Genomic DNA, 16,901 nt, shown 5'->3' with positions numbered 1-16,901 from the left:
AAGCTACCGGCATGCGGAAATGAACTCAACGTCTGTGACCAAAGCTCATTGAGCAAGATATGGAAACGCTATTCTCAAAATCGAGACTCTTGTTATCGTGGCGGAGTCACCCCGAGCGGAGGTTCCGACCCATGGCACACTTCCCCAAGCCCGCCGAGGGCAGTTGGACCGAGCACTTCAAGATCGACACCGGGCCCGTCTCCTACGCCGACTCGATCTCGCCGGAGTTCTACGAGCAGGAGCGGGACGCGATCTTCCGCCGGACCTGGCTGAACGTCGGGCGGGTCGAGCAGCTGCCGCGCAAGGGAAGTTACTTCACCAAGGAGCTGGACGCCGCCCGGGCGTCCGTCGTCGTGGTCCGCGGCTCGGACGGTGAGGTGCGCGCCTTCCACAACGTGTGCCGCCACCGGGGCAACAAGCTGGTGTGGGACGACTACCCGCGCGAGGAGACCAAGGGCACCTGCCGGGCCTTCACCTGCAAGTACCACGCCTGGCGGTACGACCTGGAGGGCAAGCTCACCTTCGTCCAGCAGGAGTCCGAGTTCTTCGACATGGACAAGTCGAAGTACGGGCTGATGCAGGTGCAGACCGAGGTGTGGGAGGGGTTCGTCTTCGTCAACCTCGACCCGGAGAACTCCACGCCCCTGAAGGCCTACCTCGGCAAGTTCGCGCAGGGCATCGACGGCTACCCGTTCCACAAGCTCACCCGGGTGCACAAGTACCGTGCCGAGATCGGCAGCAACTGGAAGCTGTTCATCGACGCGTTCGCCGAGTTCTACCACGCGCCGATCCTGCACGCCGGGCAGTACGAGGCGGGCGAGGCCGCCAAGATCAAGAAGTACGGCTACGAGGCGCTGGCCTACGACATCGACGGCCCGCACAGCATGGTCTCGTCCTGGGGCGGCATCGCGCCCCCCAAGGAGAAGGCGATGGTCAAGCCCATCGAACGGGTCCTGCGCAGCGGACTCTTCGGCCCGTGGGACGCCCCCGACATCGGCATGACGACCGAGGAGCTGCCGCCGGCGATCAACCCGACGCGCAGTGAGGTCTGGGGGATGGACTCGTTCGTGTTCTTCCCCAACTTCATGCTGCTGATCTGGCGGCCCAACTGGGTGCTGACCTACCACTACTGGCCGACCTCGTACAACACCCACATCTTCGAGGGGACCTGCTACTTCGTCCCGCCGAAGAACGGCTTCGAGCGGCTTCAGCAGGAACTGGCCGCCGTGACGTTCAAGGAGTACGGCCTTCAGGACGGCAACACCCTGGAGGCGACCCAGACCATGCTCGAGTCGCGCACCGTCGACCGGTTCCCGCTCTGCGACCAGGAGGTCCTGCTGCGTCACCTGCACACCACCGCGCAGAGCTACGTGCACGACCACCGGCAGCGGGCTTCCACGGCGCCCGCCTCCTGAGCCCCCTCCGCCCGAAGACGCCCGCCGAACAGACAACGGAGACCTTTGACATGGGCAACGTCTTTCCCCCCGGCTTCGCCGCGCTGGAACCGTTCGCGGACTGGGCGGTCCGCGGCGAGCGGGCCCGCTACGCCAAACGCGTCAGCAGCACCATGGAGGAGCTTCAGGCCTTCTACGACGTGGCGTACCCGCTGCTCCGGCAGAACACCGATTACCTGGAGAACCTGAGCCTCGACGACATCGGCGACCAGGACAAGCATCTGCTGTGGGCCTTCTGTGCGCTGGTGACCGTCGCCTTCCCGGTGGAGGCGTGGGGCCAGCCGAGGGTCCCGGACAGCGGCCCCTCGAGCATCGACGCCGTCATCGAACCCGCCGTGTGATGGCCGCACAGGAACCCGGGCGGTCCCCCCGGGAGGGAACGCCGCAGCCCCCCGTGCTGCTGCGGGCGGCGCGTCTGCTGGACATCGACAAGGGCGAGATCGCCGAGCCCGGCGAGGTGCTCGTGGTGGGCGAGCACATCGCCGAGATCCAGCCGGCCCGGCTCCCGCAGGGCACGGTCGTCCGCGACCTCGGCGACGTCACCCTCATGCCGGGCCTGATGGACATGGAGGTCAACCTCTTCCTCGGCGGGCCCGACCACCGCAGCCCGCTGATCCCCGTCCAGGAGGACCCGGCCGTGCGTACCCTGCGCGCGGTCGCCAACGCCCGGCGCACGCTGCGGCGGGGCTACACCACCGTGCGCAATCTCGGCCTGTTCGTGCAGACCGGGGGAGTGCTGCTCGACGTCGCGCTGAAGAAGGCGATCGACCTCGGGTGGGTCGAGGGCCCGCGCGTGGTGCCCGCCGGACACGCGATCGCCCCGACCGGCGGACACCTCGACCCGACCATGTTCCAGGCGTTCGCCCCCGGTGTGCTGCCCCTCACCGTGGAGGAGGGCATCGCCAACGGGGTGGCGGAGGTGCGCAAGGCGGTCCGCCACCAGATCAAGTACGGGGCACGGGTCATCAAGGTGTGCGCCTCCAACGGCGTCATGTCGCACACCGGCCCCGCCGGCGCGCAGCAGTACTCCGACGAGGAAGTGCGTGCCGCCGTCGACGAGGCGCACCGTGCGGGGCTCAAGGTCGCCGCGCACTGCATGGGCGACTCGGCGATCCGGGCCGCCGTCGAGGCGGGCGTCGACTGCATCGAGCACGGTTTCCTGGCGAGCGACGCGACCCTCGACCTGATGGCCGAACGAGGCACCTTCCTGGTCGCCACCACCTCGCTCACCGAGGGCATGGACACCGCGCACGCGGACCCGGCGCTCCGGGCGAAGGCCGCCGAGGTCTTCCCGCGCGCCCGGGAGTCCACCGCCCGCGCGATCAGGCGCGGGCTCAAGGTCGCCTTAGGCACCGACGCCCCCGCCATCCCGCACGGCAAGGGCGTCATGGAACTCCTCGCCCTCACCGACCGGGGCATGCGGCCGGTCGACGCCCTGCGCGCCGCGACCACCGTCGCGGCCGAGCTGATCGACGCGGGCGACCGGGGCCGGATCGCACCCGGACTGCTGGCGGACGTCATCGCCGTCCCCGGCGACCCGCTCGCCGACCTGTCCGTCACCGGACGGGTGTGCTTCGTGATGAAGGGCGGCCGGGTGTACCGCGACGACACCCCGGGTTCCTGACCCGCTGCCACCACCGGGCCGGCGCCGCGCGGGAAGCCGAGGAGGGGACCGCGCGGCGCCGTCGCGCTTCTACCGCACCCGCCCGCTCCGGGAGGGCGGCGACCACGAGGTGTCGGACCGCGGGCAAGGTGCTCGGCGGGTCCAGCTCCGTCAACGGCATGATCTACGGCTGGGTTGCCGTGCCGCCGGGGACGGCCTGCAGCGGCTCGGCGACCCGGCTGTGGCTGGGACCGCGACCTGCCGGCGATGGTGTCCGGGCACCTGAACGGACCGGTGACGGCGATGGCGTGGCGCGCCGCCGAGTTCATCCGCGACGGGGAGTGACGAGCCCGTTCGGGCACCAGGTCCGCAGGAACTCCGCCGTCGCCGCCAACTGCCGCAGGCCCTGGGCGGCGGAGTCCTCGTGGATCCGCATGTCCACCGCCACCCCGGAGTGCGCCGCCCGGGTCGCGAAGGACAGCGTGTCGTCGAGGAGCACCTCCGTGCCGGCCGCGTGCAGTTGCAGCGGCGGCAGGCCGTGGAGATTGCCGTGCAGCGGACTGAGCAGCGGATGATCGCGCGGGGTCGTCCCCGCGTACATGGCCGCCCGCAGCGGCAGCGCTTCCGCGTCCACGGTGCGGTCGGCCGCCGCGTTGAAGAGCAGGCTGGGCGCGTCGAGCGTGAAGTCCAGCACCGGTGAGGAGAGCACCGCGCAGGTCGGCAGCGTCGCGCCCGCGTCCCGCAGCCGCAGCAACAGGCCGGCGGCGAGGGCCCCGCCGAGCCGCTTGCCCGCCACCGCCGCCGGTCCACCCGCGTGGCAGTGCTCCCAGGCCGCCTGCACCTCGTCCAACGCCTGCGGGAACCGGGGCCGGTAGCGGGCGCAGACGATCGCGTACCCGGTGAGCCGGGCCAGTTCCCGGGCGGTCGGCAGCGCGTCCCGCGGGGTGCCCGCGAGCCGCGGGTCGCCGTGCAGGTACAACACCGTCTGTGCCACGGCACCGCTCTCGGGGCGCACCTCCGGGCCGAACGGCCCCTCGTCGACGCGTACGTCACTTGCCACGGGACATCACCCTTTCCGCGGCTTCCCAGTGCTCCTCGGACACCCACAGCCGGGCGAACGCCCCGGCGGCCTCGCGTGCCGGTCGGTTCCGGGTGGTGAGGTTCTTGATCTCGCGCGCCTGCGGGGTGGCCAGGGAGCGGGCCAGCTCCCGCCAGCCGACGGCGAACCGCGCTCGCGGCAGGACCAGGTCGACCAGCCCCAGCCGCTCGGCCTCGGCCGCCGCCAGCACCTGCCCGGTGCCGGCCAGCAGCAGGGCCCGCCCGGGCCCCACCAGCCGCGCCAGCCGCTCCCCGCCGCCCCATGCGGGCACGATGGCGAGCTTCGTCTGGTTGAACCCGATCCGGATGTCATCGGCGGCGACGCGGATGTCGGCCGCCACCGCGACCTCGGCGCCGCCGCCCAGGGCGTGCCCGTTGAGAGCGGCCACCACCGGCCCGGGATACGCGGCGATCCTGTCGCACAGCGCCCGCATCCGCAGTGCCATGTCCGACGCCTCGCCCTCGGTGCGCAGCCGTGCGAGTTCTTTCAGGTCGCCGCCGGAGACGAACGCCTTCTCGCCCGACCCGGTCACCGCCAGGGCCCGCGCGCCCTCGGCCGCGTCCAGCGCCTTCTCCAGCTCGCCCATGGTGTGCGGGTCGATGGCGTTGCGGGCGTGCGGACGATCGATGGTGACGACGGCCAGGCCGTCCTGAAGCTCCAGCTCAACCATGCGTGGCCTTCCGGTCGTCGGGCGGGTGCGGATGCCGGCGGGTCAGTCCTCGTACACCACGGTCACGTCCGGGGTGGTCGGCTCGGCCTGGCAGGTGAGCACGTAGCCCTCGGCGACCTCGTCGGAATCCAGGGCGTTGTTCACGCGCATCTTGGCCTCGCCGTCGGTCAGCCGGGCCATGCAGGTGGCGCAGTCCCCCGATTCACAGGAGAACGGCGGCGTGAAGCCGGCCCGGCGGGCGCTCTGCAGCAGGGTCTCGCCCGGTCGCTGCGGCACGGTACGGCTCTCGCCCCGCAGACCGACGGTGACGGTCCCCCTGGCGGGCTCGGGCGGAGCGGCGGGTGCCTCCTCCGCTGCCGCCGGGGTGAACCGCTCGACGAAGAGGTGCCCAGGGGCCACCCGGTGGGTCTTCAGGGTGTCCTCCACCAACGCCATGAACGGCTCCGGTCCGCAGAGGTAGTGGTCCGCGTCCGGGTCGGCCAGCGTCCCTATCGTCTCGGCCGTGACCAGTCCGTCCCGGTCGTCCAGGTGGTGCCGGACGGCGAGCCGGCCGGGGTGGCGCGCGGCGAGCGTGCCGAGTGCCTCGCGGAAGATGGCGGCGTCGGCGCTTCGGTGGGCGGCCAGCAGCCGGACGCTGCGGCGCGTCGTCGCCAGCGCGCTTTTGACCAGGGAGAACACCGGGGTGATGCCGCTGCCGCCGGCGTACGCGACGAGCGGCCGGTCGGCGGCGTCCGCACGCAGACAGAACGAACCGCCGGGCAGTGTGGCCTCCAGGGTGTCGCCGGGCCTGAGCCGCTCGTGCATCCAGCCGGAGACCAGCCCGCCGGGCACGCGCTTGACCGTGACGCAGACCTCCCCGTCCGTGTCGGGCGAGGACGACATCGAGTAGCTGCGCAGCGTCCCGCACATCTTGAAGGTCAGGAACTGCCCGGCCCGGTAGGGAAAGCGCGCGTCGAGGGCGAAGGTGCGGGTGTCCGGTGTCTCGTCGACGACCCGGGTGATCCGCACCGGATGGAAGCCATGGTCCCGTGCCATGTATGGAACTTACCTTCTCCCTATGGGAGAGTGCAATTCTCCAAACGAGGGAGGAGCATCTGTCATGACGACGATTCCCCCCGGTGCCCTGCGGTCAATCCCGCCCGGGCTCGTGGCGCGCTACGAGTCGGAGGGCTGGTGGACCGGCGAGACCCTGGGCGAGATGCTGGCGCACGGGCTGGGCGCGTCCGGGGAGGTGGAGTTCCGCGTGCACTCCGCGGTGCGGCCCTGGAGGGGCACGTTCGCCGACGTGGAGCGTACGGCGCGGCGGCTGGCCGCCGGCCTGCGGGCGCGTGGCGTCGGTCCGGGTGACATGGTGGTCATGCAGCTGCCCAACTGGATGGAGGCGGCCGCCGTGTTCTGGGCCTCGGCCTTCCTCGGTGCCGTCGTCGTCCCGGTGGTCCACTTCTACGGGCCCAAGGAGGTCCGCTACATCGTCGAGGCCACCCGCCCTAAGGTGTTCTTCGCCGCTGAGCGCTTCGGGCGGGCCGAGTTCCGGCCGGAGCTGTGCGCCGAGGTGCCGGTCGTCGGGGTCGTCGACCGGGACTTCGAGGAGCTGCTCGCCGACGAACCGCTGGCCGGCGTCCTGCCGGTGGACCCGGGCGGACCCGCCCTCGTCGCCTTCACCTCCGGCACCACCCGGGACCCCAAGGGGGTCGTCCACAGTCACCGCACCCTCGGCTTCGAGACCCGCCAGCTGGCCGCGAGTTACCCCCCGGACCGGGGACGGCAGTTCACGGTGGCGCCGGTCGGCCACTTCATCGGCATGGTCAACGCGTTCCTCATCCCGGTCCTCGACGGCACTCCGGTCAACCTCGGCGACTCCTGGGACCCGGCCCGGGCGCTGGCCCTCATGCGCGCCGAGGGGCTCACCGTCGGCGGCGGGGCGACGTACTACATGACCAGCCTGCTCGACCACCCCCACTGCACCGAAGAGCATGTCGCGCGGCTGAAGTACGCCGGACTGGGCGGCGCCTCCATCCCCTCCGCCGTGACGACCCGGCTGGAGGCGCTCGGCATCACCGTCTTCCGCGCCTACGGCTCCACCGAGCACCCGTCGGTCACCTGCACCCCCTACGAGAGCCCCGCCGTCAAACGCCTGCACACCGACGGGCTCGCGCTGCCCGGCACGGAGGTCCGGCTCGCCGAGGACGGTGAGATCCTCACCCGCGGTCCCGACCTCTGCCTCGGCTACACCGACCCGGAGCTCACCGCCGCCGCCTTCGACGCCGACGGCTGGTACCGCACCGGCGACATCGGCGTGCTCGACGCCGACGGCTGGCTGACCGTCACCGACCGCAAGGCCGACGTCATCATCCGGGGCGGGGAGAACATCAGCGCCCTGGAGGTGGAGGAGGTCCTGCTGGGGCTGGACGGCGTGGCGGAGGCGGCCGTGGTGGCCGTGCCGGACCCGCGTCTGGGGGAGCGGGCCGCCGCCGTCCTGCGCATGCTTCCCGGCTGGTCGGCGCCGAGTCTGACCGAGGTGCGCCTGCGCTTCGACCGGGCGGGTCTGGCCCGGCAGAAGTGGCCCGAGGTGGTCCACGAGGTCGAGGACTTCCCGCGCACCCCGAGCGGCAAGGTGAAGAAGTTCGTCCTTCGCAAGAATATTGCCACTCCCTCAGTACGAGAATACGATTCTCGTAAACGGTGAAGGAGAATCTCATGCCCTCTCGTGAACTCGCGTATCCGCTGTTCGACGCGGACAACCACCTCTACGAGACGCAGGAAGCGCTCACCAAGTACCTCCCCGAGGAGTACCGGGGCGCCATCCAGTACGTGAACGTGGGCGGCCGCACCAAGATCGCGATACGCGGGCAGATCAGCGAGTACATCCCGAACCCCACCTTCGAGGTCGTCGCCCGCCCCGGCGCGATGGAGGAGTACTTCCGGGTCGGCAATCCCGAGGGCAAGACCCGCCGGGAGATCTTCGGCGAGCCCATGCGCTCCGTCCCGGCCTTCCGCGAACCGGCCCCGCGCCTTGCGCTGATGGACGAGCTCGGCATCCAGCGCAGCCTGATGTTCCCGACGCTGGCGAGTCTCATCGAGGAACGGATGAAGGACGACCCGGAGCTGATCCACGTCGTCGTCCACTCCCTCAACCAGTGGCTGCACGACACCTGGGGCTTCACCTACAAGGACCGCATCTTCACCGTCCCCGTCATCACCCTGCCGATCGTCGACAAGGCGATCGAGGAGCTGAACTGGGTCGTGGAGCGCGGCGCCCGCGCCATCCTCATCCGCCCCGCGCCGGTCCCCGGCTTCGGCGGCACCCGGTCCTTCGCGCTGCCCGAGTTCGACCCGTTCTGGAAGCGGGTCGTGGAGACCGGCGTCCTGGTCGCCTTCCACTCCTCCGACAGCGGCTACTCGAACTACGCCAACGACTGGGAGGGGCAGCGGCGCGAGTTCCTGCCCTTCAAGCCTAACGCCTTCCGGCAGGTCAACGAGTGGCGGCCGATCGAGGACGCCGTCTCCTCGCTGATCTGCCACGGCGCGCTGTCCCGCTTCCCCGAGCTGAAGGTCGCCGTCATCGAGAACGGCGCCTCGTGGGTGGAGCCCCTGCTGAGCCGGCTCGCCGACGTCCACAAGAAGATGCCCCACGAGTTCCGGGAGGACCCGGTCGACGTCTTCAAGCGGCACATCCACATCAGCCCGTTCTGGGAGGAGGACATGGCGGGACTCGGCAACCTCATCGGCATCGAGCGGGTCCTGTTCGGCTCCGACTACCCCCACCCCGAGGGCCTCGCCGACCCCGTCACCTACGTCGACCACCTCCCGAAGCTGTCCGAGGAGGACAAGGCCAAGGTCATGGGCGGCAATCTGGCCCGGCTGATCGACGCATGACCACCGCCCGCACCATCCCCGAACTGGTGCTGAGCTCGGCCGACCGGTTCGGCGACGCCGAGGCCGTCGTGGACGGTGAGGCGCGCCTCACCTTCCGCGACCTGGCCGACCGGGTCCGCCGCACAGCCGGGGCGTTCGCCTCGGCGGGCGTCGGTCCGGGCGACCGGGTGGCGCTGTGGGCGCCCAACTCCGCCGAGTGGATCGTCGCCGCGTTCGGCCTGCTCACGGCCGGCGGGGTGCTGGTGCCGGTGAACACCCGCTTCCTCGACGAGGAGGCCCACGACATCGTCGTACGCAGCGGCGCCAAGGTGCTGCTCGTCCAGAACGGCTTCCTGGACCGGGAGTTCACCGGTCCGCCCGGCGTTCGCGTCATCGATCTGAAGACCTCCGGCTTCCTCGCCTCCGGTGAGCCGATGGAACCCAGGAGCAGCGAGGACGACCTGGCGGACATCGTCTTCACCTCCGGTACGACGGGACGCCCCAAGGGCGTGATGACCACGCACGGCCAGACGCTGCGCCTGTACACCGAGTGGTGCGACCTGGCCCGGCTCCGACAGGGCGACCGGTACCTGATCGTCAACCCCTTCTTCCACATCTTCGGCTACAAGGCGGGCCTGGTCGCGTCGGTGATCCGGGGCGCCACCGTGCTCCCGGTCGCCGTCTTCGACGTGGACCGGGTGCTGGACCTGGTGGAGAAGGAACGGGTGACCGTCCTGCCCGGACCGCCGACCCTGTACCACTCCCTCCTGGAGGCCGGCGCGGACCGTGACCTGTCCTCGCTGCGGGTCGCGGTGACCGGCGCGGCGGACATCCCGGTCGAGCTGGTCCGGCGCATCACCACCGAGCTGCCGTTCACGCACCTGATGACCGGCTACGGCCTCACCGAGGCCGGCACCGTCACCGCGTCCCGCCCCGGCGACCCGTACGAGGCCGTCGCCACCACCGTGGGCAGACCGTGCGAGGGTTTCGAGGTGCGCGTCGCCGAGGACCGGGAGGTACTCGTCCGGGGCTACGCCGTCATGCGCGGCTACCTCGACGACCCCGAGGCCACCGCCGAGGCCGTCGACGCCGAGGGCTGGCTGCACACCGGCGACCTCGGCGCACTGGACTGCGAGGGCCGCCTGCGGATCGTCGGCCGCAAGAAGGACATGTTCGTGGTCGGCGGCTTCAACGCCTACCCCGCCGAGATCGAGGGCTTCCTGCTGAGACACCCGGCCGTCGCCCAGGCCGCCGTCATCGGCGTGCCCGACGAGCGGCTGGGCCAGGTCGGCAAGGCCTTCGTGGTCTCGCGCACCGAGTTCGCCGGGATCACGGAGGCCGAGCTGATCGCCTGGGCGCGTGAGCGGATGGCCGGTTTCAAGGTGCCCCGCCATATCGAGTTCCGCACGGAACTGCCGCTGAACGCCACCGGAAAGGTGATGAAGGACCAACTGTCATGACCCAGGACTTCCGCACCGACTCCGGCATCCCTCTGAAGCCGGTGTACGGGCCCGCAGACCGCCGCGCCGAACCCTCCGAGCCGGGCGCGTTCCCCTTCACCCGCGGCAACTACCCCACCGGATACCGGGGCCGCACCTGGACCCTGCGCCAGTACTCCGGCTTCGGCACCGCCGAGGAGTCCAACCGCCGCTACCGCTACCTCCTCGACCAGGGCGGCACCGGCCTGTCGGTGGCGCTCGACCTGCCGACCCAGTGCGGTTACGACTCCGACGACCCGGAGTACGCCGACGAGGTCGGCCGCGTCGGAGTCGCGCTGGACACCCTCGCCGACGCCGAGATCCTCTTCGACGCCATCCCGCTGGACCGGATCAGCACCAGCTTCACCATCAACGGCACCGCGGCGATCCTGCTCGCGTTCTACGTCGCCGCCGCCGAGAAGCGGGGCATCCCCCGGGCGAAGCTCACCGGCACCATCCAGAACGACATCCTCAAGGAGTACGCCTCGCGCGGCACCTGGATCTGGCCCCCGGAGCCCTCGCTCCGGCTCATCGCCGACACGATCGAGTTCTGCGCCGCGCAGGTGCCCCGCTTCAACGCGATCTCTGTCGCCGGGGCGCACTTCCGGGACGCGGGCGCCAACGCCGTACAGGAGATGGCGTTCACCCTCGCTGACGGCGTCACCTACTGCGAGACCGTCCTCGAACGCGGCCGGATGACCATCGACCAGTTCGCCCCGCAGGTCTCCTTCTTCTTCTACACCCACGGCGACTTCTTCGAGGAGGTCGCCAAGTACCGTGCGGGACGCAGGCGCTGGGCGACCATCGTGCGCGAGAGGTTCGGCGCGAGCACCGACAAGGCGGCCATGTTCCGCTTCGGCTGTGTCGCCGGCGGGGCCTCCCTGCACGCCCCGCAGGCCCGCAACAACACTGTGCGCGTCGCCTACGAGGCACTCGCGTCCGTGCTCGGCGGCGTGCAGTCGATGTTCACCGCGGCCTGGGACGAGCCGTTCGCCCTGCCGAGCGAGGAGTCGACCACGCTCGCCCTGCGCACCCAGCAGGTCCTCGCGCACGAGACGGGCGTGACCAAGGTCGCCGACCCGCTGGGCGGTTCGTACTTCGTGGAGGCCCTGACCGACGCCACCGAGGAGCGGATCGTCGAGATCATGGCCGACCTGGAGGCGCACGGCGGCATGGTGCGCTGCATCGAGGACGGCTACCTCCAGGGACTCATCGCCGACGAGGCGTGGCGGCTGCACCAGGAGACCGCCTCCGGTGAGCGGCCCGTCGTCGGCGTCAACCGGTTCACCGTGGACGAGCCCCCGCCCGACCTCGCCACCTACGAACTCGACGCCGAGGGCCGCGAACGCCAGCTCAAGCGGCTCGCGCGGGTCAAGTCCGAGCGCAGCGCCGCCGAGGTGCGCGCCCGCCTCGACGACCTGCGGCGCGCCGCCGAAGGAGACACCAACCTGATGGACCCGCTCGTCGCCTGCGCGGGCGCCTACTGCACGGTCGGCGAGATGGCCGACGCCCTGCGCGCGGTGTGGGGCGAGTTCCGGCAGCCGGTGGTGTTCTGATGACCGCACCGGTGCGCGTACTCGTCGCCAAGCCCGGCCTGGACGGCCACGACCGGGGCGCGAAGCTGGTCGCCCGCGGCCTGCGGGACGCCGGGTTCGAGGTGGTGTTCACCGGCATCCGGCACCGCGTGGACGACATCGCCGTCACCGCCGTGCAGGAGGACGTCGCCCTGGTCGGGCTGTCCATCCTCTCCGGCGCCCACCTCACCCTCACCCGCCGCACGCTCGACGCGCTGCGCGCCGCGGGCGGCGACGACATCCCCGTCGTGGTCGGCGGCACCATCCCGGCCTCGGACGTGGCGCGACTGCGGGAGGCCGGGGCCGCCGGGGTGTACCCCACGGGCACCCCGCTCGACGCGATCGTCGCGGACATCCGCGCCCTGACAGCCCCGGAGGACTGACATGCGAGTCGGAGTGATGAGCGGCCCCGAACGGGGTGATGCCGCGCACAAGGCGGCCCGCATGGCCGACGACGCCAGGTGGGCCGAGGAGGCCGGGTTCGACACCGTGTGGGTTCCCCAGGTGCCGACCGACTTCGACGCCCTGACCGCCATCGCCCTCATGGGTCAGGCCACCGAGCGCATCGAACTGGGCACGGCCGTCGTCCCGGTCCACGCCCAGCACCCCATCGCGCTGGCCCGCCAGGCCGTGTCCGCACAGGCGGCGGCGGGCGGCCGGCTCACGCTCGGCGTCGGCGCCTCACACCACTGGATCGTCCGGGACATGCTGGGCCTGCCGTACGAGAAACCCGCGGCGTACACCCGCGCCTACCTGGAGGTGCTCAACTCGGCTCTTTCCGGGGGCGTTTCGGTGGACATCGAGAACGACGTCTTCCGCGTCCACAACCCGCTCACCATCGCCCCGCTCACCTCCCTGCCGGTCCTGATGGCCGCGCTGGGCCCGGTGATGCTGCGCATCGCGGGGGAGCACACCGACGGCACGGTCCTGTGGATGGCGGACGAGCGGTCGGTCGCCGAGCACGTCGTCCCGACGATCACCAAGGCCGCCGAGGCCGCGGGCCGCCCGGCACCCCGCATCGTCGCCGGCATCCCGGTGTGTCTGTGCGCACCGCACGAGGCCGACGCCGCGCGCGAGCGCGCCAACCGCATCCTCGGCGAGGCCGAGGTGTCCCCCAACTACCAGCGGCTGCTGGAGTACGGCGATGCCCGTGACGTCGGCGACCTGTGCGCGGCGGGCGACGAGGCGGCCATCCGGGCCCGCTTCCGGCGCTTCGCCGACGCGGGCGTGACCGACCTGTCCGTCCGCCTGCTGCCCATCGGCAACGGCCGCGACGAACTCGTCGCCTCCAAGCTGCGCACCCGTGACGCCGTCGCCGCGGTCGCGGCGGACCTGCGGTGAACGGTCCGCTGACCGGCCTGCGCGTCCTGGAGGTCGGCCACATCCTCGCCGGCCCGTACGCCACCATGCTGCTCGCCGACCTGGGCGCCCGGGTGACCAAGGTCGAACCGCCGGACGGCGACCTGTCCCGGCAGGTCTCCGACGCCTACTTCGCCAGCCTCAACCGGAACAAGCGCTCGGTCCGCGTGGACCTGTCGGCTCCGGCCGGCCAGGACCGGCTGCACGAGCTGGTACGCGACGCCGACGCCCTGCTGGTCAACCTCAAACCGTCCGCCGTCGAGCGCTTCGGTCTGACCTACGAGGCGCTGAAGCCCTACAACGAGCGCCTGGTGTGCGTGGCCCTCACCGGCTGGGGCATGGACGCGGGCGACCTGCCGGCCTTCGACTACGTCGTCCAGGCGGCCACCGGCGTCGCGGCCATGACGGGCGACCCGGACGGACCGCCCGCGCTGCCCGGCTACTCCTCGGTCGACAACTCGGCCGGAATGGCGGCCGCTTTGGGACTGCTGGCGCAGATCGTCTCCGGACGCGGTGGCCAGATCGAGGTGTCGCTGCGCGACGTGATGCTCTCGCAGCTGAACTACCACGCCGCGGCCTGGCTCAACGACGGCAGGGCCCCGCGCCGCCTCGGAGGCGCCCACGCCCACTACGTCCCCGCCCAGCTTTTTCCCACCGCCGAGGGACACCTGGCCCTCTTCATCACCCACGACGGCTTCTGGCGTTCCTTCGCCGCCGAGGCCGGCATCGAGGGCTACCCGACGATGGCCGAGCGCGCGGCCCGCCGCGAGGAGGTGGTGGCCGCGGTGACGAAGGCGCTCGCCGCGGACTCGGCGGCGAGCTGGGAGCGCCGGCTGCGTCCGCTGGGCGTGCCCGCCGCCGCCGTACGCACGCTGCCCCAGGCGCTCGTCGATTTTCCCGACGCCGTCGTGTGGGCGGGTGAACACCGCCTGGTCGCGAGCCCGTTCCGGATCGCCGGGCACCAGCCGTCGTACGGCCCGCCGCCCGGTCTGGGGGAACACGGCGACCTGCTCTGATGCCGCCCGGTCCGGCGGAAGGGGGCCTGACCCGCGCTCCGGCGGGTCAGGCCCCCGGCCGGTGTCAGGTCCCGTTCGCCGGCTGGTGGTAGGTCCGCCGGCCGACGGTCGTGGTCAGGGTGCCGGTCGCCTGGAAGACCGTGTCCCACAGGTCGATCGTCAGGTGGAAGCCATCGGCGCCCGTCTTCTTGGTGGCCAGTGTCCTGCCGTTCCGCCCGGTCTTGACCAGGTCCGAGCTCCAGTCGAGGGTGGTGAGGGTGGAGCTGTGGCTGACGCGGGTCACGCTCTCGGTGCCGTCCAGGAAGGTCCGGCCGTCGTCCGAGTAGTGCGTGTAGCGCAGTGACACCGTCTTCACGCCGGTCCTGGCGTCGTCCCACACGATGTCGACTTTCGCGCCGCCGGACGCCTTCCCGCGCAGGGTGTAGGTGCCCTGGGGCGGGTAGGGCCGCTCCGGAACCGCGCTGCCCGGGACGTAGGGCGTGCCCCACGGCAGTTCGTCGGAGACCGGCTTCACCGGCCGGGCGCGTACCGGCTCACGCTCGACCAGCTCCGCGAGCATCAGCCGGGTACGGCGGCCGCCCGGCTCCTCGGACACGGGGCAGGGCAGAGGGTTCGCTCCGCCGCAGGCGGGCGCCGACACCAGGCGCTCGTGGTAGACGACCGCCGTACCGTCCGGAGACCAGCGGGGGTCGGCACCCGCGTTCCAGCCCGGGGAGGTGTTCGCGTAGTTGAGCCGCTGGCCCTGATAGCGGCCGCGGTCACCGTGCCGGTCGATGAGATAGGGCTGGAAGAAGCGCCGACCGCCGTTGTTGCGCACGGAGGAGACCGCCGAGGTGCTCAGCAGGTCGGTGATCGGAGGGATGCCGCTCATGCCGGACATGAAGGCCATGCGGTCGCTGCCCCGGGTGTCCAGCGCCACGATCCACCGGTCGTCCGGAGACGAGTCCATGGGGTCGGTGTACTCGGGGTCGGACGTCACCCTGCGGACCTTGCCGGTGCGCAGGTCGGCGGCCATGAGGTCCATGTTGGACGACTCGGCGGGGAAACCGACGTAGAAGACCTCCTTGCCGTCCTTCGAGAAGCCGCGCAGCTCGCCGACGGAGGGCACCGAGGCGTCGAACACAAGCTTCGAGGAGTCCTTGGGGTCGACGTGCACCGGCTGCTCGGTGGTGGCGGGGTCGAACATGCGGGTGACCTTTTCCAGGTCGTAGCGGGGCACCCGCGGTGTGCCCGTCGTGGGGGACGGGTCGAACCTCAGTCGCGCGAAGTAGCCGTACTGGTCGAACCGCCCGGCCGTGATCGAGGTGGCGTTGAATCCGAGGTGCACCTGGTCGGGGTGCAGGCGCAGTTCCCGGATCGTGCTGCCGGCACCCGAACCGTCGGCCTTGGTGTTCCAGCGGATCGGGTGGATGCGCACGCGGGCCGGGGTGCAGGCCGCGGACGCGAGCCGGTGGGGGCCGCAGTCGAGGATGTTCGTCCCCCACAGCACACGCCGGCCGTCGGCGAAGGGCTGCGGGTAGCTGATGTCGGGGTTCATGCCCTGTCTGTTCTCAGGCGGTGTGCCGCACGTGAGGCATTTCCACGCGTCGCCGTCGGGGAAGGTCTTCCCGTCCGTCCGCACGGCGATCAGCTGGCTTCCGCTGTAGACACTCGCCGGGTCGGGCGCGGCCGGGGCGCCGGTGAAGGTCACGTTGGCGGTGACCACACCGCCCTCCGGAAGGAAGCCCCCGGCCCGCATCGTGGCCGCCCAGTCGGCCGACACGCAGCCGGTTCCGCGTGGGTTCACGGCGCGTGTGCAGGATCCGGCCTCGTTCGAGGGGGCGGTCGGCGGCAGCGGCAGCCTCTTCACCGTGATCCGCTCGGGGGCGGGCGGGGGCGGAGCGGCCGAGGAGGCCGGGGCGGCCTGAGCCGGGGACAGGAAGGTGGTGATGCCCACAAGGGCCACCAGGGCGGCAAGGCCTCTGGTTCGCGTACGCATGAGACTCCTTAGGTGGGGGCTACTTCGGTGGGAACCTCAACCCGCCGTCCAGGCGGACCACTTCACCGTTGAGGTAGTCGTTCTCGCACAGGTGCTGGACCAGCGCGGCGTACTCCTGAGGACGCCCCATGCGCCGCGGATGCGGCACCTGGGGCCCCCAGTACGCCTCCAGGCGGTCGGCGCCCTTCCCGTACGCGGGTGTCAGGACGGTGCCGGGAGCGACGGAGACCACGCGGATGCCGAGCGGGGACAGGTCCCGGGCGGCGACGAGCGTCATCGCGCTCACCCCGCCCTTCGCCGCGGCGTACGGCAGCTGGCCGACCTGGCCCTCGTAGGCCGCGATGGACGACGTCGTGACGATCACGCCGCGCCCGCCGTCCTCGCCCCGGGGGGAGGTGCGCGCGATGGCCGATGCTGCCATGCGCATGACATTGAAGACGCCGGTGAGATAGACGTCGACGGTCGTGCGGAACGCGGCGAGGCCCAGGGGGGAACCATCCTTGCCGACCAGCCGTCCCCCGCCGGCCGGGCCGCCGTGGCAATCGACGGCGATCCGGAACTCGCCCGCCTGCCCGGCTGCTTCCATCGCGGCGGCCATCGCGTCCTCGTCCGTGGCGTCGGTGCGGACGTACCGCACACCGAGCTCCTCCTCCAGCGCCTTGCCCTTGTCGTCGGCGAGGTCGGCGACCACGACCCGGGCGCCCGCCGCGTGGAGTCGCCGTACCGTCGCCTCGCCGAGGCCGCCCGCGCCTCCCACCACCAGGGCCGCCGAATCATTGATGCGCACGTCATTCCCCTCCCTTGCGAGCAGCGCT

The 16,901-nt window shown here is 71.5% G+C and carries 15 protein-coding genes; 10 read left to right on the top strand and 5 right to left on the bottom strand.

All coding sequences use genetic code 11. The features are described from left to right. The first annotated feature begins 131 nt into the window (after positions 1-131). Genes ACIRS4_RS04020 through ACIRS4_RS04010 form a run of 3 tightly spaced genes read left to right on the top strand, consistent with a single transcriptional unit; the run spans position 132 to position 3,078 of the window. Positions 132-1,415, top strand: a complete 1,284-nt coding sequence (locus tag ACIRS4_RS04020) for an aromatic ring-hydroxylating dioxygenase subunit alpha (RefSeq protein ID WP_404189549.1) — start codon at positions 132-134, stop codon at positions 1,413-1,415. Positions 1,416-1,465: 50 nt separating this feature from the next. After that, a complete protein-coding gene (locus tag ACIRS4_RS04015) occupies positions 1,466-1,795 on the top strand; it encodes a hypothetical protein (protein ID WP_404189547.1) in 330 nt (109 codons plus the stop codon). Beyond that, positions 1,795-3,078 carry an amidohydrolase family protein gene (locus ACIRS4_RS04010; RefSeq protein ID WP_404189545.1) on the top strand — a complete coding sequence of 428 codons (1,284 nt, stop codon included), beginning with the start codon at positions 1,795-1,797 and terminating at the stop codon, positions 3,076-3,078. Before ACIRS4_RS04015 ends, ACIRS4_RS04010 begins: the two co-directional genes overlap by 1 nt. Before the next feature lie 304 nt (positions 3,079-3,382). Here the strand turns inward: ACIRS4_RS04010 and ACIRS4_RS04005 are convergent, their stop codons facing one another. The 3 genes from ACIRS4_RS04005 to ACIRS4_RS03995 are packed head-to-tail and all read right to left on the bottom strand — an operon-like array spanning position 3,383 to position 5,861. Continuing rightward, positions 3,383-4,117 carry an alpha/beta hydrolase fold domain-containing protein gene (locus ACIRS4_RS04005; RefSeq protein WP_404189543.1) on the bottom strand — a complete coding sequence of 245 codons (735 nt, stop codon included), beginning with the start codon at positions 4,115-4,117 and terminating at the stop codon, positions 3,383-3,385. Continuing rightward, complete coding sequence (locus ACIRS4_RS04000; protein ID WP_404189540.1) at positions 4,107-4,826, bottom strand: enoyl-CoA hydratase/isomerase family protein; 720 nt, start codon at positions 4,824-4,826, stop codon at positions 4,107-4,109. The genes ACIRS4_RS04005 and ACIRS4_RS04000 overlap by 11 nt, the downstream gene beginning before the upstream one ends. A gap of 42 nt (positions 4,827-4,868) precedes the next feature. Next, positions 4,869-5,861: a 2Fe-2S iron-sulfur cluster-binding protein gene (locus ACIRS4_RS03995; RefSeq protein WP_404189538.1), complete on the bottom strand. Its 993-nt coding sequence runs from the start codon at positions 5,859-5,861 to the stop codon at positions 4,869-4,871. A 64-nt stretch (positions 5,862-5,925) separates the two neighbouring features. Between ACIRS4_RS03995 and ACIRS4_RS03990 the strand changes: the two genes are divergently transcribed. Genes ACIRS4_RS03990 through ACIRS4_RS03960 form a run of 7 tightly spaced genes read left to right on the top strand, consistent with a single transcriptional unit; the run spans position 5,926 to position 14,108 of the window. Then, entirely contained in the window at positions 5,926-7,512 is a 1,587-nt protein-coding gene (locus tag ACIRS4_RS03990; protein WP_404189536.1) for an AMP-binding protein, read from the top strand. Between the two features lie 11 nt (positions 7,513-7,523). Beyond that, positions 7,524-8,702 (top strand): amidohydrolase family protein, encoded by a 1,179-nt coding sequence (locus ACIRS4_RS03985; protein ID WP_404189533.1) that lies wholly within the window; start codon positions 7,524-7,526, stop codon positions 8,700-8,702. After that, positions 8,699-10,141 carry a FadD3 family acyl-CoA ligase gene (locus tag ACIRS4_RS03980; RefSeq protein ID WP_404189530.1) on the top strand — a complete coding sequence of 481 codons (1,443 nt, stop codon included), beginning with the start codon at positions 8,699-8,701 and terminating at the stop codon, positions 10,139-10,141. The genes ACIRS4_RS03985 and ACIRS4_RS03980 overlap by 4 nt, the downstream gene beginning before the upstream one ends. Continuing rightward, the gene (locus ACIRS4_RS03975; RefSeq protein ID WP_404189528.1) at positions 10,138-11,715 is read left to right on the top strand and encodes a methylmalonyl-CoA mutase family protein; all 1,578 of its coding nucleotides are present in this window, start codon (positions 10,138-10,140) and stop codon (positions 11,713-11,715) included. Before ACIRS4_RS03980 ends, ACIRS4_RS03975 begins: the two co-directional genes overlap by 4 nt. After that, positions 11,715-12,116, top strand: coding sequence for a cobalamin B12-binding domain-containing protein (locus tag ACIRS4_RS03970; RefSeq protein WP_404189526.1), 402 nt, complete (start codon positions 11,715-11,717; stop codon positions 12,114-12,116). The genes ACIRS4_RS03975 and ACIRS4_RS03970 overlap by 1 nt, the downstream gene beginning before the upstream one ends. Position 12,117: 1 nt before the next feature. Next, positions 12,118-13,074, top strand: a complete 957-nt coding sequence (locus tag ACIRS4_RS03965; RefSeq protein ID WP_404189523.1) for an LLM class F420-dependent oxidoreductase — start codon at positions 12,118-12,120, stop codon at positions 13,072-13,074. Continuing rightward, positions 13,071-14,108, top strand: coding sequence for a CaiB/BaiF CoA transferase family protein (locus ACIRS4_RS03960; protein ID WP_404189520.1), 1,038 nt, complete (start codon positions 13,071-13,073; stop codon positions 14,106-14,108). Before ACIRS4_RS03965 ends, ACIRS4_RS03960 begins: the two co-directional genes overlap by 4 nt. Positions 14,109-14,172: 64 nt before the next feature. On the opposite strand, the gene ACIRS4_RS03955 is transcribed toward ACIRS4_RS03960, so the two are convergent. Both ACIRS4_RS03955 and ACIRS4_RS03950 read right to left on the bottom strand, forming a co-directional pair. Beyond that, positions 14,173-16,086 carry a hypothetical protein gene (locus ACIRS4_RS03955; RefSeq protein WP_404189517.1) on the bottom strand — a complete coding sequence of 638 codons (1,914 nt, stop codon included), beginning with the start codon at positions 16,084-16,086 and terminating at the stop codon, positions 14,173-14,175. A 19-nt stretch (positions 16,087-16,105) separates the two neighbouring features. Next, entirely contained in the window at positions 16,106-16,873 is a 768-nt protein-coding gene (locus ACIRS4_RS03950) for an SDR family oxidoreductase (protein WP_404189514.1), read from the bottom strand. Positions 16,874-16,901: the final 28 nt, after the last annotated feature.

This window comes from Streptomyces sp. NPDC101166 (assembly GCF_044768125.1).
In the GTDB taxonomy this organism is placed as follows: domain Bacteria; phylum Actinomycetota; class Actinomycetes; order Streptomycetales; family Streptomycetaceae; genus Streptomyces.
The sequence above is the reverse complement of the archived record's forward strand: the minus strand, read 5'-3'. Positions and strand labels throughout refer to the sequence as shown.

Bases quoted from the DNA above. Each gene is read 5' to 3' on its own strand.
- ACIRS4_RS04010 (WP_404189545.1), top strand. From the start codon at position 1,795: ATGGCCGCACAGGAACCCGGGCGGTCCCCCCGGGAGGGAACGCCGCAG.
- ACIRS4_RS03980 (WP_404189530.1), top strand. From the start codon at position 8,699: ATGACCACCGCCCGCACCATCCCCGAACTGGTGCTGAGCTCGGCCGAC.
- ACIRS4_RS03955 (WP_404189517.1), bottom strand. From the start codon at position 16,086: ATGCGTACGCGAACCAGAGGCCTTGCCGCCCTGGTGGCCCTTGTGGGC.
- ACIRS4_RS03970 (WP_404189526.1), top strand. From the start codon at position 11,715: ATGACCGCACCGGTGCGCGTACTCGTCGCCAAGCCCGGCCTGGACGGC.
- ACIRS4_RS03975 (WP_404189528.1), top strand. From the start codon at position 10,138: ATGACCCAGGACTTCCGCACCGACTCCGGCATCCCTCTGAAGCCGGTG.
- ACIRS4_RS04015 (WP_404189547.1), top strand. From the start codon at position 1,466: ATGGGCAACGTCTTTCCCCCCGGCTTCGCCGCGCTGGAACCGTTCGCG.
- ACIRS4_RS03965 (WP_404189523.1), top strand. From the start codon at position 12,118: ATGCGAGTCGGAGTGATGAGCGGCCCCGAACGGGGTGATGCCGCGCAC.
- ACIRS4_RS03985 (WP_404189533.1), top strand. From the start codon at position 7,524: ATGCCCTCTCGTGAACTCGCGTATCCGCTGTTCGACGCGGACAACCAC.
- ACIRS4_RS04000 (WP_404189540.1), bottom strand. From the start codon at position 4,826: ATGGTTGAGCTGGAGCTTCAGGACGGCCTGGCCGTCGTCACCATCGAT.
- ACIRS4_RS03990 (WP_404189536.1), top strand. From the start codon at position 5,926: ATGACGACGATTCCCCCCGGTGCCCTGCGGTCAATCCCGCCCGGGCTC.
- ACIRS4_RS04020 (WP_404189549.1), top strand. From the start codon at position 132: ATGGCACACTTCCCCAAGCCCGCCGAGGGCAGTTGGACCGAGCACTTC.
- ACIRS4_RS03995 (WP_404189538.1), bottom strand. From the start codon at position 5,861: ATGGCACGGGACCATGGCTTCCATCCGGTGCGGATCACCCGGGTCGTC.